Below are 14,447 nucleotides of genomic sequence, written 5' to 3' on the forward strand. Positions count from 1 at the left end.
TTGACTGGTTTCTGGTCCAGTCTTTCCGTTTTTAATGAGATAAGGAAATACCCGTATGGATGCCAATAGAACCGCCAGCCATTTTGATCTTAGCGGTAAAGTTATTCTGGTTACCGGCGGTAGTCGCGGTTTGGGTTTGGCTATGTGCCACGCCTTTGCTGAGGCCGGTGCCAGTTTGGTGATCAGTTCGCGTAAGCAGGAGTCCTGTGATGTGGCAGCGGCTGAAATTTCCGCCGCCACCGGTGCTGAGTGCTTGCCGATTGCCTGTCACGTTGGCCACTGGGATGCCTGTGATGAGCTGTTGGCTAAGACCTACGCGCATTTCGGCCGTATTGATGTGTTGGTTAATAACGCAGGTATGTCACCGCTCTACGAGTCATTGTCTGGCGTTAGTCGCGAGCTCTTCGACAAGGTTATTGGGGTGAATCTGGCGGGCCCGTTTCGACTGTCATCGGTGGTTGCCGAAAAAATGGCAGCAGAGCAGGGTGGTTCGATTATCAATGTGAGCAGCACCTCTTCTATCGCTCCGGGCGCTGCGGAAATACCCTATGCAGCCGCCAAGGCCGGTATCAATAGTATGACGCAGGGTTTTGCTCATGCCTTTGCGCCCAAAGTGCGTACCAACTGCATTATGCCAGGGCCCTTTATGACCGATATTGCGAAGGCCTGGACCGATGAGGTGAAGCAGATATTTGCCCGCACGGTGCCCCTGGGTCGCGCTGGCGAGCCGCACGAAATTATTGGTGCGGCATTGTTTCTGGCCAGTGATGCTGGCTCCTTTACTAATGGCAGCACCATAAAGGTGGACGGCGGTATGGCCTATGGTGCCGGTTAGATCTCTCCAGCTACCCAAAGGCCCATAGCTACGCGCTGTAAAAAGCCGAAAATACTTTAACCCTGTTTGCTCTGCGCTGACGTTTAACTCTATAAACGTCAACAAGGAGAGCAAACATGTACAAGCACTTACTGATAGTCACTGCCATTCTCGCGCTCAATCCCGGCTGTGCCCGCGAGCAGTTTGATGATACCTCAAAGCATGCGGAAGCCACCGAAGCCGCAGCTACAACCGGTCAGGTGAGTCCACCGAGACTACTGCCAGCACCCGCCACTGAGTACCATGAGGTGGCGTCGGCGGCCGACCAAGCCGCTGTGAGCTTCACTGTTGGCTATGCGCCAGTCATGAAAGCCCGTATGGCCACGTCCGCTAATTTGGCTGACTCTGGTGGACACGGCTTCTGGCAGCAGCAAGACACCGAAAACTATCTAGCCTTCAGCGACAACCTGATACAGAGCGTAGTCACTCATCCAGTATCGACCTTCAGCGTCGATGTAGACACCGCAGCTTATAGCAATGTGCGGCGGATGTTGGTGCGAGAGGGTAGGTTACCTCCGGCGGCGGCAGTCAAGGCAGAGGAGTTTATTAATTACTTCGACTATGGCTATGATGCTCCTCGGTCGGGTGATGCCCCCTTTAGCATTCAGACCGGACTGGCTCAGGCACCCTGGAATGCCAAAACACAGCTATTGCGCATTGGTTTACAGGGCTATGAGCAAATTCAGGCAGAGCGTCCAGCGGCCAATCTGGTGTTTCTGATTGATGTCTCTGGCAGTATGCAGGCACCGTTCAAACTGGGCTTGGTTAAGAGCTCACTACGCTTGCTGGTTAATCAGCTACGTGCGCAAGACCGGATTGCGCTGGTGGTTTATGCGGGTGCCGCCGGGCTAGTGCTGGAGTCCACCCCGGGTGATCAACGCGCGACTATCATGGCGGCGATTGACGGTCTTGAAGCAGGTGGTTCAACCAATGGTGAAGCGGGCATTCGCCTGGCTTATGATGTCGCTGCACAGCACTTAATTGCAGAAGGTATCAACCGCGTGCTGATCGCCAGTGATGGCGACCTCAATGTCGGCACCACCAACATCGAGGCTTTACAGGAGCTGGTCAGCAGAGAAAAGCAGCGTGGCATCGCACTGAGCACATTGGGCTTCGGCAGTGGCAACTACAACTACGCGTTGATGGAGCAGATAGCCGACAAGGGTGACGGTAACGCCGCCTATATCGATAATCTGAAAGAAGCCCACAAAGTACTCGTACGTGAGCTAGGCTCAACCTTACAGACCATCGCCAGTGACGTAAAAATTCAGGTGGAGTTTAATCCTGCACTGGTCAGCGAGTATCGTCTGATTGGATATGAGAATCGCTTGCTGGCGCGTGAGGATTTCAGCAATGATAAAGTCGACGCAGGTGATATTGGTGCTGGTCATACTGTGACCGCATTGTATGAAGTGGTCATGAAAGGCTCTGGCGGCGAACGCCTGGAGCAGTTGCGCTATGGGGCACCGGATAGCGCAACAGAGGCAGCAGAATTCAGCGGCGAGTTGGCCTTCGTGCGTTTGCGTTACAAAAATCCGGGAGAGCAGGATTCACGCGAGTTGATGAGGGTCATCGAAACCAGTGAAGCCGGAGGCTCTATGGCAGAGATGGATGATGATTATCGCTTTGCAGTAGCAGTCGCAGGTTTTGCTCAGCTGTTGCGCGGTGGCAAATACACAGGGGACTGGAACTACAACAGTCTGCTGACTTTGCTTGATGACCTAAGAGGTAGTGATCCATACGGTTATAGAGGCGAGATGAAGGCTCTGGTAGAGTTGAGTCGGGATCTCAGTGGAACCAATATTCTCTAGTGTCATTGCTAAACCGCCTCCGGTCTGATGAGAACCTGATGTTACGCTACGCCGCCGGCGAGGTGGCAGCTTTCAGTGAGCTCTACCAACGTCACAAAGATCACCTGTACCGTTTTGTGTTGGGTTCTGTGGGAGATGCCGGGGCGGCCGAGGAAGTAGCGCAGGATACTTGGGAGGCAGTGCTAGGTGCAGCCACGCGTTATACCGATAGCGCAGCATTCACTACCTGGCTGTTCACCATCGCGCGGCGTAAGTTGGTAGATCATTACCGTCGCACTGAACGCAGCGGTGCTACACAAGCAGAAGCCGCAGTGGAAGATTTGGTTGCAGCGGTTCACGAAGGTCCTGAGCGCCAGCTACAGTCACACCAGCTGTTGGCGCTGATTGCACAACTGCCGCCTGATCAGGGTCAGGCGCTGCTGTTGAAGGAAGAGGGTTTTAGCATGAGGCAGATTGCAGATATTGTGGAGGCGGGTGAAGAAACTGTGAAAAGTCGCATTCGGTATGCCCGCAGCAGTCTGCGCAGTAGCCTGGGAGTTGGCGATGAGCACTGAACAAGAACCGTCAGATGAACGGTTGTCAGCTGCCTATCGGAAGCAGCGTCTGCGCTCGCCAAAGGCTTTGGACGAGCGCGTATTGGATATGGCTCAAGAGCGTGCCCCCGAGTCGCGAGGGCGGGGTTGGAACTGGTCACCGGCCTGGTCAGGTGTTGCGGTTGTTTGCGTACTGGCGCTTTGGTTGCCAGCGTTGATTGAATCGCCGACGCCGATTATCAATAGCTCTAATTTTGACGACAACGCCTCTGTCTCAGAATCGCCCAGCTTGGCTGATTCGCCTGTCGAATCTTTAGCTGCAGCTCGCGTTTCCGCTGCGCGGTTGAAGTCCGGCGCTGACGCGCCAAGTGCAAGCGCCAGGTCAGAACTGCATAGTGATCAAGCCAGCGCAGACGCCGCTAGTTTGGATGTGATACCGGCAGGGGCTGCTGAGATTAGACCGTCAGTTGCGACTGAAGCTGCGGCTGCGCCAATGCGAATGGCAGTAGAGGGAAAAACGCATGCGTTGAGTGAGAGTCGTACAGATGCGCCAGCAGCAGTTTATGCAGATAGTGAGGCGTGGTTACAGAGCATTGCCGAAATGGCTGAGAATGATGACATGGAGGCCGCGCAGGCGTCGTTCGAGGCGTTTCGTCAGGCTTACCCGGAGGTAGAGGTGGATGCTACGTTGCTGGAGCGCTTGCGGCTCTATCCTTGAGCTCGTGCTGAGCTAGTCGATAGGTCATCCAGTATTTGTAGATATTGGAGACATACTGCACGGTTTCGCGACCAATGCGGCGCGCGGCAATCACTTCGACATTACCAAACCACAGATTGGGATTGAGTCCAGCCGACGCGGCTTCCCGTCTCAGGTTGATAACGCGACTGGGGCCGGCATTGTAGGCGGCAAATGCAAATAGCGTCTTTTCAGTTTCGTCCATATCTTCTTCGCCAAAATAGTGATCGCGCAAAAAACGTAGATAGCGGGTGCCGGCATGTACGTTATTGTCGAGCTTGCCTATGTTCTTCACATTAACGCGTTTGTCTGCGGCGGTAGAAGGCTTGATCTGCATAATGCCCACCGCACCGGCAGAGCTGCGTACTGTTTGATTCAGGCGTGACTCCTGATAGGCCTGCGCCATCAGCATTAACCAATCAAACTCATACTCCTTGGCGTATTTGCGAAATACGGGCGCGGTATCACGAAACCGCTGCATAGACTGCGTGGACAGAGAATTTTCCACATAGCTGGTGTTTTTCAGGTAACGCTGCAACATCATATTTCCATAGAGCGTGCCACCTCGATGAGTCTTGATGAACTTATTGGTCATCGCCAAAAGATGCGGGCTGTTCTTGCGCATGGCCCAGGCCACGTTAGCGCCATCGCGCAGCGGCAATTGTTCGTGCAGGCGGATGTCTTCAAATATCTGCTGCCAGAAGCGAGCTTTGTGGGAGTCGACCACAGTGGTGCTGATTAAGCCCGCATTGAGCATTTCTAATAGGTCCTCGTCTTCTAGCTTCTCGTCAACCACCCGGATGCGGGCGGGAGCTAACCCGCGTGCTGAGAGCTGCTCATTGATGCCGGTCAAACTCGAATAGTAGGAGCTGCTGCGGCGCAGATGTATTTCGCGGCCGGATAGTTCGTCAATTGACTGTGGCTGCCATTCATCCTGTTTTTGGCTAATCAGTAATTCACTGATGGCACTGAATACAGGCCTCGAAAAATCGATGCTGCGCTGGCGCTCGGGAGTAATAGTGAGATTGGCGACTGCCAGGTCACCGCGACCAGCGAGTAAGGCGGGCAGAATCTCCTCACGGGTGACCGGAATAAATATCATGTGAACTTTCAGGTGACCGGTATTCAGAGACTTATTAACGAATTTTTCGAACTGGCTCAAGAAGTCGAAATCAAGGCCCCGCTGGACGGCACCGTCAAGAAAATAGGAGGTCTTGCTATAGACCACCAGGGCGCGGATAACCCGTGCGTCTATCATTTCATCAAAGTTTCTCACCTCCGCATCGGCCAAGGGTGAGAATAAGGGATTGTCTTCCAGTAGGTTCTCCAGCCGCGCAGTCGGGTCTGGCTGACTGGCTGACTCAGGTTGACTGGGTGATTCAGGCACTACCGGGGCAAAGGTCGGCAGCGCTGCCGGCGGCACTGTCTCAGGTGTACCTGTTTGCACACCGATATAAAGTAGTGCTGAACCTAGCACCAATAAGAGGCTGTAGATGATCTTGTTCATCAGCGTATTGTCCTGTGCTGCAAGGGCGTTTGCTTAGATACTTTCATCGTTCAAGGACTAGATAAAATATCATAAAAAACTAATAATATCAGCAGCATACGATTATTTTAGAGATTTAATGTGAGATCTATTTCGCGATCTACATAGATTTGACCGATGCTAGATCCTTCATTATCGCTAAGCCGTGATGGCTGCCTGTACTTTCGTCAAGACAGCCAAAACCGGCGTGATGATTGCATCATACCGCTATTCTGGGGTATACCCTCCCAGCTTGTTTATTGTTCTGGGGAAGACCGTATGTTCGGCTGGATAATACTGTTGTTATTGGTATGGGGATTGACCCATTTTTACCTAAAGGGTGAAGACCTTAGTGCCTACGACTTACCGAGCCCAAGTCCGATTGCAGATCTTGAACCCAGCGCGGAGCATCGTGCGGTGGTCCAGTCGATGGGCGCAATGGCGGCTGCGGGTGCAGGTGAGTCCCGCGGAGGTCGGCTGCAGCGAATGCGCTCTTACCTGGACTCCATGGGTGAGGGTGTTGAGTTTGACGGCGAGATAGTGCCGGTCGACAGCGCTGGTATAAAGGGCGAATGGGTATTGCCAAAGGGTTGTGATCACAGTTGTCGCACGCTTTATATTCATGGCGGCGCCTTCACCATGGGTAGTCCTTTGTCACATCGGGCTATTACGACGCGTTATGCACAGATGACTGGTGGTGCCGTGCTGGCTTTGGATTATCGGCTGATGCCTGAGAGTCGGCGCCTGGATGGCGTTGCCGACTGTCAATTGGCGTACCGCTGGATTATTGAGAATTCGCCGCAGGGCCGTGAGCCTGCCAGCACCGTTTATGTGTCCGGTGATTCGGCAGGGGGCAGTCTGGCTTTAATGGTGTCTGCCTGGGCCAGAGATGAAGGTGTTCGGGCGCCGAATGCGGTCGTAGCTCTGTCACCGGCAACAGATTCGACTTTTGGTAGCCCGAGCTGGCGGAGTAATTTGCACACTGATCCCATGCTAGGGCCAGCGTTTGGCCGCTTCATTAGTATCCCGCGCTGGTTGCTGCTGTGGGGAAGTTGGTTTAATGCCAGAGTGACCCCGGCAGCCAGTGTGGTGTCGCCCGTGCAGGGTGACCTTGGGGGCCTGCCGCCGACTCTGGTGCATGCCAGTCTCGCAGAAATGCTGCTAGACGATGGTGTACGCTATGCCAATAAGGCTCGCGCCAGTGGTTCACCGGTGACTCTTCAGACGTGGTCGCATATGGTGCATGTATGGCATATATTTCACCGTGAACTGCCAGAAGCAAAACAGGCTTTTGACGCAATTGACACTTTCCTGCGCGAGCATCGGGCAGGGAGCATAACCGAGGCCGCGGCGTGATTCGTTCCTTGTTGTTCATTATGGTGATGGTAGTGAGCGTTATACCGTATGCCATAGCGCTGCTTTTGCTATCCATTTTTGTGCGGGGTCGACCCTTGTACGACGTGGCGGTGGGCTGGCTGCGTGTGGTGATAGGGGCTGCGCGTTGGATCGGCGGCGTTGAGTACCGGGTTCAGGGGCTTGAAAATGTGCCCCCGGCAGAGTCAAATCAGCCGGTAATACTCTGTCCAAAGCATCAATCTACCTGGGAAACATTTGCGTTTCCGACCATCATGCCGCATCCACTGGCCTTCGTTTTCAAAAAAGAATTGCTGCGGATACCCTTCTTTGGCTGGTGTATTGGCCGCCTTGATATGGTGCATATAGACCGCAGCAAGCGTGCCGAGGCCTGGAATAAAGTGGCCGAGCAGGGTGTACAGCTAATGGAGAAGGGAGTGTGGATTATTATGTTCCCTGAAGGTACGCGCTCTGAGCGCGGTGGCAAAGGCGGCTACAAAACCGGTGCTACAAGGCTTGCCGTGACGACTGGCGCGCAGATTGTCCCGATTGCCGTCAGCTCCGGCCAATGCTGGCCCCGGCGCAGCTTTGTGCTGCGACCAGGAGTCATAGACGTGTCTATAGGCAAGCCTATTGATCCAGCCGGCCGCGAACCCGACGAACTGATGCGCGAGATAGAGACGTGGATAGAGGCGGAAATGCGCCGCATTGACCCACAAGCCTATTCTTCGGCCTAGGTCTGGATTTATGAAAAAAACCTTCAAAATACTATTGGCTTTGGTGCTCGTGCTGATCGTTGCAGCAGTGATATTCAGCAGCGGTCGCCAGCCGCAGCCGTTTGCTGCCGGCACCCGCAGTGCTGCTTTGCTGCAACCCGGTCCCTTTGGCGCGATTAGCTATACTGAAGACTATGTCGATGAATCCCGCCCGACCATGGCGAATGGAGACTACAGCGGTTCACCCCGGCGCGAGCTGGAAGGTTCCGTATGGCTGCCAGATGATGTGTCCGGTGGCCCTTATCCGTTGCTCGTTTATAGCCACGGTTTTTCTTCAACGCGAGAGGGCGGTGAGTATCTGGGGCGCCATTTGGCCAGTCTGGGCTATGTCACCGTGGCTGTGGATTACCCGCTAACCAATTTGAGCGCGCCCGGTTCGCCTAATGTAAAGGATGTGGTTAACCAGCCTGCCGACGTAAGCTTTATACTGGATACGCTGATTGCCCAATCGAAGCAGAACGACCACAGACTATATGGGATGATCGATCCCCACCGAATCGGGTCTATGGGTATTTCGCTGGGCGGTATGACTACCACGCTGGCGGCCTTTCACCCGACTATGGCCGACTCCCGCATAAAGGCAGCATTATCGATAGCCGGGCCCACGGCACAGCTCACCCCCGTGTTTTTCAGCTTTCGACAGCTGCCTTTTCTGATGCTGGCGGCCGATATTGATGCTCTAGTACCGTATGCAAGCAATGCTGAGCGCGTGCCAGAAGTTGTGCCAGGCTCTCAGTTGGTCACGATTGCGGGTGGGTCACATACGGGCTTTTCTGGTCTGGCTACAGCGCTGCGCTGGATGCATAACCCGGATAGATTGGGCTGCTACACAGTGGCAAAAAATCTGGAGACGTCCATGACCGAACCCTGGTTTGATCTGTTGGGGACCCCTGAACAGGGTATCAACTACAATGCTAAATTTGACCTGTGCCAATTGAACCCGTTGCCAGTAGCTATGAATCCATTGCGTCAGCAGATGATCAGCAAGCTGGTTGTCGCCGCATTTTTCCAAAGCCAGTTCGCCGACGATGTCAGTGAGCGCGCTGCCGCCGCCCTGTTTCTTGGACAGACACTGTCCAGCGAGCTGGATGAGGTGACTTTCCGCAGCAGTCAGCTTTAGCAGGCATAGCCTGGGAGTGGGTGTATGGACAAGGTGGGATGGTTAAAACTGGGCATCTGTGCACTCTATAGTTTGCTGATATGGGTGTGTCTGGCGCTGCCCCTGACCTGGCAGGCTAATGTTAGCCTCGGCTTGCTCGTAGCCATTGCCGCTACCCATGCCTACGAGTGCATTATGTATCGTGATATGGTGGAAGAGGCTCCAGGGGCTAATGCTTGGAATTACCTGAACGTTTTTTTGTTCGGGGTGATACATAAACTAGTAATGAAGCACGCTATCAGGGACGCGAGACGATGATTACAAGAATTTTTCTGGGCCTGCAGGCCATGATGTTTATGGGTTACGGCATTTACTGTCTGGTAGAGCCGGAGGCACTGGCTGGAGCTGCAGGTGTGGCGGCTACTTCGCAGACCGGAACCATCGAACTGCAAGCCATGTACGGGGGCTTGCAAACAGCGGTGGGGGCGCTGTGTGCACTGGGCGCGGCGGTGGCGATGTACCGACGTTACGCGTTAGTCACCCTAATATTTGTGATTGGCGGACTGGCGGTGGTGCGGGTAACTCTAGGGCTGATGAACGCTGAGTTCTCTGGTTACAATGTGTTTGCAATGACTTATGAAACGCTAACGGTATTGGCCGTTTTCTGGCTGCTGCGACGTGAACCGCAACTGGTGCCCGCTATTTAGGAAGGTATGCCCGAATGAGTCTTGCACGGCGCCCTGCTGTGGGAAGCGACGCATAAGCTTAATTTCAAGCTGGTCGGAGACTACAGCAATGATGAGTCCAAGCCTGGTGCTCCCAACCGTGTAGCGATCGAAGAAGCCGGTACTAATACGTCAGCTCAGTCGGCTTTATCAAACTGGCCGCTAAGCCAGACTAGATTTTTAGCACAGTTTGGCGACCAGGGTTGGAACTGCGGTTTCAACCCGCAGTATGCGCGGACCCAGGCTTATCGGTGCGAAGCCGGCCGCTTGCAGCATATCGATTTCATAGGGAATGAATCCGCCTTCCGGGCCTATTGCCAGCACGGTGTGCTGCAGTGGCGCAGCTGGACCAGGGCAGGGCGGATAATCTCCTGGATGCGCTACCAGCGCTCTTTTCCCTGACACCAGATCAGGTAAATCATCTTCTACGAAAGGCTTGAAGCGGCGTTGCAGGTTCACGCTGGGCAAACAGGTGTCTCTGGCCTGCTCCAGTCCTTGCATGAAGTAGTTTTCGATACTGGCGTCTTCCAGTATCGGGGTTTGCCAATAGCTCTTTTGCACCCGGTAGCTATTGATGAGGTGAAGTTCGCCTACGCCTAACTCGGCAACCATGCGCAGGATGCGACGCAGCATTTTGGGACGTGGCAGGGCCAGCAGTAATGTCAGCGCTAGTTTTGGAGGAGGTGATTGGTCCAGTGTTACATCGATTACAGCGCGCCGCTCGTCAATCTCGATAACACGTCCTGTGCCCATTGATCCATTAACCTTGCCGACGCGAATCGTATCTCCAATGCTGGAGCGAAGAACATTTCGAAGGTGTTGAAGCTGAACTCCGCTGACCTGCAGTATGCCCTCAGTCGAGAGCGCCTGCTCTGGAAACAGCAGCAGATTCATTCGGGCTTGGCAGGCTCTGGGCCGGGGCCGGCCCACAGATCATACTCATCGGCGCTTTCTACCACAGCTTCCACGAAGTCACCGGGCTGCAGATCTACAACGCCGTCCAGATAAACCTTGCCGTCAATCTCGGGGGCATCGGCAGTGGAGCGTCCAACAGCGCCTTCTTCATCAACGGTGTCGATAAGTATCTCAATGGTTTTACCAATCTTGGCCTGCAATTTGGCCGTACTGATCTGCTGCTGTAGAGCCATGAAACGATCCCAGCGCTCCTGCTTTAATGCCTCTGGCACATGATTGGGCAGATCATTTGCGCGGGCACCATCTACGGGTGAATACTGAAAACAACCCACCCGGTCAAGCTGTGCCTCATCCAGAAAGTCCAACAGTACCTCAAAATCATCGTCGGTTTCGCCAGGAAAGCCAACAATGAAGGTGGAGCGCAGCGTGATATCGGGACAAATTGCGCGCCAGGCGGCTATTCGTTCCAGTGACTTTTCTGCAGCCGCCGGACGTTTCATAGCTTTAAGAATACTGGGGCTGCCATGCTGAAACGGAATGTCCAGATAGGGCAGCAGTTTGCCTTCCGCCATCAGCGGTATCACGTTGTCTACGTGTGGGTAGGGGTAAACGTAATGTAATCTGACCCAGATACCGAACTCTGCCAGAGTCTCGCAGAGCTCCTGCATACGTGCCTTCACTGGCCGACCATTCCAAAAGCCAGTGCGGTACTTGGTATCGACACCGTAGGCGCTGGTATCCTGAGAAATGACCAGTAATTCGCGAACACCTGCTTTGACCAGCCGCTCGGCCTCTTCAAGTACATCGCCAATCGGTCGGCTTACCAGCTTGCCGCGCAGGTCGGGAATGATGCAGAAGCTGCAGGAGTGATTGCAGCCCTCTGAAATCTTCAGGTAAGCATAATGGCGAGGCGTAAGCTTGACGCCCTGTGGCGGCACCAGGTCGATTAGGGGATTGTGGTTAGTGGGTGCGGGAACGAACTCGTGCACGGCACCGACAACTTCCTCGTAGGCCTGCGGACCGCTGACAGCTAGAACCCCAGGATGGATTTTGGTGATCTCCTCAGAGTCCTTGCCCATACAACCGGTTACGATGACCTTGCCGTTTTCGTTCAAGGCTTCACCTATGGCGTCTAGTGACTCCTGCTTGGCACTGTCGATGAAACCGCAGGTGTTGACCACAACCACGTCGGCATCCTCGTAAGAGGGCACGATGTCGTACCCATCTATTTTCAGCTGAGTGAGGATGCGCTCTGAATCTACCAGTGCTTTGGGGCAGCCGAGGCTGACAAAACCGACTTTATGGGTGGAGTTGCTCATTTTACTACACGATTATGTGGAAAGGGACGGAGTATACCCGAGCACGTCCGTGCTTTCAGTGCGAACTTCGTACTGAAGAAAAGATGGGAGCCGGAGAAGTTGGGTTTAGCGCTTGGAACAGGATGGCCCGCGCTCAAGGATAACGACACTGCAGTTCTCGGCAGCGCGGGTGGGCCCGCGACAAAGCCCAGTGGGATCGTCAGGGCCCGTTATAACTCGGTCAATGTGCAATTGGGACCGCCTTCTCATTGACCTGTCCGGAGAGTAAACTGGATTTTAAAGATACGATGAATCGGAACGGTAGAGCTTTGACGCGTTACCCAATATCCATTCACTTTTCGGGTAGCAACTGGACAACGAGACCATATGAACTCCCTCCTGAATGAACAGCAACTAATAGAACGCATTTTTAGTCATATTGACAACAAGACCACGGATCTTGGGGATACAGTCTGGCAAGAGCCCGTCGCGAGTTATCTGTCTGAGGAACGTTTCGAGTCTGAAATTGCACTATTGCGGCGCAAGCCCGTTGCCTTTTGCCCTTCTGCGATGCTGTTGGAGAACGGTAGTTATGTCGCGAGGAAGGCGGCGGGCACCCCGCTATTGGTAGTGAGAGGGGAAGATGGAGAAGTTCGTGCGTTTATCAATGGATGCCGACATCGAGGAATGCCTGTTGCCAGCGACAGTGGTTGTGCGCGCTCTTTCGTCTGCCCATACCACGCTTGGACTTATGGTCTTGATGGGCAGCTCAGGCATATACCTGGTCACTCTGGCTTCCCAGGAGTCGAACTGCAGAATAACGGCTTGGTGGAGGTCGGTGCGCTAGAAAAAGGCGGACTGGTCTATGTCAATCAGAGTGGGCCGATAGATCCGTCAATGCTTGAAAATACCCCAGACTTTTTTACTGGCGGACAACAGTTTTTCGATCAAAGCGAGTATAACGATGAGGCGAACTGGAAGTTGCTCGCCGAAACTACGATGGAGGGATACCACATTAAGTCTCTCCACAAGCAAAGCTTCTACCCGTATGGGCTCGACAACATTACCGTTGTAGAGAATTTCGGGTCCAATTCTCGAGTCATTTTTCCTTTTAGGCGCATTGATAAGCTTCGCGATGTTGAGCCTCAGTCGCGGCGTCTTGATGGAATGGTGACGTCGGTTTACCAGCTTTTTCCAAACGTCACTATTTCCGTTTTGTCCAAGCATTCAACCATGACCGTCTTCGAACCGCTGAGTCCATCGCTTACTCAAATGTTGATTTACAGAGTCACAAACAATACTTCTGATGGGTCTTCAATTGATGTGGAGGAAGCAAAGCGAGACGCTGTTTTTGTCAAAGCGGCTGGCTTTGATGAAGACCGTGAGGCTGCCTGCGGAATTCAGGGAACCCTGGGTACCAATGCTAATAGTCATCTTACGTTCGGGTATTTCGAAAAAGCGATTGTGCATTTTCATAAAAATCTCGCGGAGCACTTAGCGATTCAATAACGTTTTTTTCTGCGCCGCGCGAAGTTTGTGCGTTCGCCCCTTAAGGGCAGATGCAGTTCTGGACCTTTTAATAACGGCAGCTGCCTGTGCCTGTTCTTAGGACACTGGGCAGCAGGCTGCTGCAAGAGCGCAGCAACCGCTATTTGCTAAAGCTTCTAGTTGGCGTTTGGCACAATAAGAACCTTGCCATTGCGACCACGTTGCGCGGCACGGGTTACAGCTTGTTTGATCTCACTGACGGTAAAACGTGAATCGACATCGGCCTTGAGCGCTCCGCTAGCGATCATAGGAATTATTCCTCCAAAGGCGGCCTGTTTTTCTTCCATCGTCGACGTCTCAAACCACTTTGATAGCCAGAAGCCACGGATTCGAATGTCATTGAATATGGTCATTGCCGGGTTCAGCGTTACGGGCTGCCCCGACAGCACACCGTAAGATACCATCGTGCCACCATTAGCGAGACTTTGTGCCAGGCGAGTAAATGTTGCACCGCCAACCGCATCGATTCCCAGTGAGATTGGAGCATTGCCGGTCGCGTTGCCGATTTGCTGGGCAAGATCTGGACCATCGATCAAAACCACATCACCACCCTTGGCCATTAGGTCTTTAGCCAGGCCTTCACGACGAACAATATTGACCGTCTTTACACCACGTTGTTTTGCGAGCTGGATAATATATCCGCCGACGCTAGAATTTGCAGCACTGTGCACGATCCAGTCGCCTTCTTTCAGTTCAACGAAAGAAGTCAGCATGAGCAGCGCGGAAAGAGGGTTAACGGCAGTCATAGACAGTTGTTCAATGACCTCACTGCTCGGGTTGCCAAGGTCTGGTAGGGGAAGAAAGCCAGCCGCAGGTGCGACGATCTCGTCACGCCAGGTGCCACCACCGACGAGAAGTACCAGTTGACCCTTTTTCAGATGCGTCACTTCGGCGGATGTCTCGATCACTCGCCCAACTCCTTCGCTGCCTGGGGTAGACGGTAGTGTTGGGTCAACGCCATAGTTGCCAGAAATCTGTAGCAGATTTGAAGGGTGAATCGGCGTCGCCAATACCTTTACCCTGACCTCACCGCTTTGCAAAGAACGGGCACTTTCGGTTTTTACCTTTAGTACTTCCGCAGGGTTTCCAAGCTGGGAAAACTCTACGTAATGAAGCTTGGCATCATTGCTATTGCCGGCTAGAGACACCGTCGTCAGCCCTAGTAGCATTGTCAAAATTGAAACGAAAGAGAGTGTTTTCATTGTGATTCCCTGAGTAGTGTTAAAGAAATTTGAGGCTGAATGTGAAGGTTAG

At 53.5% G+C, this 14,447-nt stretch carries 14 protein-coding genes; 10 read left to right on the forward strand and 4 right to left on the reverse strand.

Going from position 1 to position 14,447, the window contains the following annotated elements:
• The first annotated feature begins 55 nt into the window (after positions 1 to 55).
• The 4 genes from EYC98_RS09635 to EYC98_RS09650 all read left to right on the forward strand — a co-directional run bounded on the left by EYC98_RS09635 (position 56) and on the right by EYC98_RS09650 (position 3,936).
• A complete protein-coding gene (locus EYC98_RS09635; protein ID WP_279245138.1) occupies positions 56 to 835 on the forward strand; it encodes an SDR family NAD(P)-dependent oxidoreductase in 780 nt (259 codons plus the stop codon).
• A 116-nt stretch (positions 836 to 951) separates the two neighbouring features.
• Positions 952 to 2,685 carry a vWA domain-containing protein gene (locus EYC98_RS09640; protein WP_279245139.1) on the forward strand — a complete coding sequence of 578 codons (1,734 nt, stop codon included), beginning with the start codon at positions 952 to 954 and terminating at the stop codon, positions 2,683 to 2,685.
• A gap of 38 nt (positions 2,686 to 2,723) precedes the next feature.
• A complete protein-coding gene (locus EYC98_RS09645) occupies positions 2,724 to 3,239 on the forward strand; it encodes a sigma-70 family RNA polymerase sigma factor (protein WP_279245140.1) in 516 nt (171 codons plus the stop codon).
• Positions 3,229 to 3,936 carry a hypothetical protein gene (locus EYC98_RS09650; RefSeq protein ID WP_279245141.1) on the forward strand — a complete coding sequence of 236 codons (708 nt, stop codon included), beginning with the start codon at positions 3,229 to 3,231 and terminating at the stop codon, positions 3,934 to 3,936. Before EYC98_RS09645 ends, EYC98_RS09650 begins: the two co-directional genes overlap by 11 nt.
• Here EYC98_RS09650 and EYC98_RS09655 read toward each other — a convergent pair.
• Positions 3,902 to 5,461, reverse strand: coding sequence for an MltF family protein (locus EYC98_RS09655; protein ID WP_279245142.1), 1,560 nt, complete (start codon positions 5,459 to 5,461; stop codon positions 3,902 to 3,904). The genes EYC98_RS09650 and EYC98_RS09655 overlap by 35 nt on opposite strands.
• Before the next feature lie 297 nt (positions 5,462 to 5,758).
• On the opposite strand from EYC98_RS09655, the gene EYC98_RS09660 reads away from it, so the two are divergent.
• The 5 genes from EYC98_RS09660 to EYC98_RS09680 are packed head-to-tail and all read left to right on the forward strand — an operon-like array spanning position 5,759 to position 9,414.
• On the forward strand, positions 5,759 to 6,835 hold the full coding sequence (locus EYC98_RS09660) for an alpha/beta hydrolase (RefSeq protein WP_279245143.1): 1,077 nt from the start codon (positions 5,759 to 5,761) through the stop codon (positions 6,833 to 6,835).
• A gap of 26 nt (positions 6,836 to 6,861) precedes the next feature.
• A complete protein-coding gene (locus tag EYC98_RS09665) occupies positions 6,862 to 7,569 on the forward strand; it encodes a lysophospholipid acyltransferase family protein (RefSeq protein WP_279246061.1) in 708 nt (235 codons plus the stop codon).
• A 10-nt stretch (positions 7,570 to 7,579) separates the two neighbouring features.
• Entirely contained in the window at positions 7,580 to 8,728 is a 1,149-nt protein-coding gene (locus EYC98_RS09670) for an alpha/beta hydrolase family protein (protein WP_279245144.1), read from the forward strand.
• A 24-nt stretch (positions 8,729 to 8,752) separates the two neighbouring features.
• On the forward strand, positions 8,753 to 9,025 hold the full coding sequence (locus tag EYC98_RS09675) for a hypothetical protein (RefSeq protein WP_279245145.1): 273 nt from the start codon (positions 8,753 to 8,755) through the stop codon (positions 9,023 to 9,025).
• Positions 9,022 to 9,414 carry a DUF4345 family protein gene (locus EYC98_RS09680; protein WP_279245146.1) on the forward strand — a complete coding sequence of 131 codons (393 nt, stop codon included), beginning with the start codon at positions 9,022 to 9,024 and terminating at the stop codon, positions 9,412 to 9,414. The genes EYC98_RS09675 and EYC98_RS09680 overlap by 4 nt, the downstream gene beginning before the upstream one ends.
• 198 nt (positions 9,415 to 9,612) lie before the next feature.
• Here EYC98_RS09680 and EYC98_RS09685 read toward each other — a convergent pair whose 3' ends face one another.
• Positions 9,613 to 10,326 carry a 16S rRNA (uracil(1498)-N(3))-methyltransferase gene (locus tag EYC98_RS09685; protein WP_279245147.1) on the reverse strand — a complete coding sequence of 238 codons (714 nt, stop codon included), beginning with the start codon at positions 10,324 to 10,326 and terminating at the stop codon, positions 9,613 to 9,615.
• A complete protein-coding gene (rimO, locus tag EYC98_RS09690) occupies positions 10,323 to 11,666 on the reverse strand; it encodes a 30S ribosomal protein S12 methylthiotransferase RimO (protein ID WP_279245148.1) in 1,344 nt (447 codons plus the stop codon). Before rimO ends, EYC98_RS09685 begins: the two co-directional genes overlap by 4 nt.
• Before the next feature lie 366 nt (positions 11,667 to 12,032).
• Between rimO and EYC98_RS09695 the strand changes: the two genes are divergently transcribed.
• Positions 12,033 to 13,154 (forward strand): aromatic ring-hydroxylating oxygenase subunit alpha, encoded by a 1,122-nt coding sequence (locus EYC98_RS09695; protein WP_279245149.1) that lies wholly within the window; start codon positions 12,033 to 12,035, stop codon positions 13,152 to 13,154.
• 155 nt (positions 13,155 to 13,309) lie between these two features.
• On the opposite strand, the gene EYC98_RS09700 is transcribed toward EYC98_RS09695, so the two are convergent.
• Positions 13,310 to 14,395, reverse strand: a complete 1,086-nt coding sequence (locus tag EYC98_RS09700) for a zinc-dependent alcohol dehydrogenase family protein (RefSeq protein WP_279245150.1) — start codon at positions 14,393 to 14,395, stop codon at positions 13,310 to 13,312.
• Positions 14,396 to 14,447: the final 52 nt, after the last annotated feature.

It is taken from the genome of Candidatus Litorirhabdus singularis, assembly GCF_026262625.1.
Classification (GTDB): Bacteria; Pseudomonadota; Gammaproteobacteria; order Pseudomonadales; family Halieaceae; genus Litorirhabdus; species Litorirhabdus singularis.

Excerpts from the sequence above, each read along its gene's own strand:
- EYC98_RS09640 (WP_279245139.1), top strand. The coding sequence starts at position 952 with ATGTACAAGCACTTACTGATAGTCACTGCCATTCTCGCGCTCAATCCC.
- EYC98_RS09700 (WP_279245150.1), bottom strand. The coding sequence starts at position 14,395 with ATGAAAACACTCTCTTTCGTTTCAATTTTGACAATGCTACTAGGGCTG.
- EYC98_RS09675 (WP_279245145.1), top strand. The coding sequence starts at position 8,753 with ATGGACAAGGTGGGATGGTTAAAACTGGGCATCTGTGCACTCTATAGT.
- EYC98_RS09680 (WP_279245146.1), top strand. The coding sequence starts at position 9,022 with ATGATTACAAGAATTTTTCTGGGCCTGCAGGCCATGATGTTTATGGGT.
- EYC98_RS09665 (WP_279246061.1), top strand. The coding sequence starts at position 6,862 with ATGGTAGTGAGCGTTATACCGTATGCCATAGCGCTGCTTTTGCTATCC.
- EYC98_RS09635 (WP_279245138.1), top strand. The coding sequence starts at position 56 with ATGGATGCCAATAGAACCGCCAGCCATTTTGATCTTAGCGGTAAAGTT.
- EYC98_RS09660 (WP_279245143.1), top strand. The coding sequence starts at position 5,759 with ATGTTCGGCTGGATAATACTGTTGTTATTGGTATGGGGATTGACCCAT.
- rimO (WP_279245148.1), bottom strand. The coding sequence starts at position 11,666 with ATGAGCAACTCCACCCATAAAGTCGGTTTTGTCAGCCTCGGCTGCCCC.
- EYC98_RS09670 (WP_279245144.1), top strand. The coding sequence starts at position 7,580 with ATGAAAAAAACCTTCAAAATACTATTGGCTTTGGTGCTCGTGCTGATC.
- EYC98_RS09655 (WP_279245142.1), bottom strand. The coding sequence starts at position 5,461 with ATGAACAAGATCATCTACAGCCTCTTATTGGTGCTAGGTTCAGCACTA.
- EYC98_RS09685 (WP_279245147.1), bottom strand. The coding sequence starts at position 10,326 with ATGAATCTGCTGCTGTTTCCAGAGCAGGCGCTCTCGACTGAGGGCATA.
- EYC98_RS09695 (WP_279245149.1), top strand. The coding sequence starts at position 12,033 with ATGAACTCCCTCCTGAATGAACAGCAACTAATAGAACGCATTTTTAGT.
- EYC98_RS09650 (WP_279245141.1), top strand. The coding sequence starts at position 3,229 with ATGAGCACTGAACAAGAACCGTCAGATGAACGGTTGTCAGCTGCCTAT.
- EYC98_RS09645 (WP_279245140.1), top strand. The coding sequence starts at position 2,724 with ATGTTACGCTACGCCGCCGGCGAGGTGGCAGCTTTCAGTGAGCTCTAC.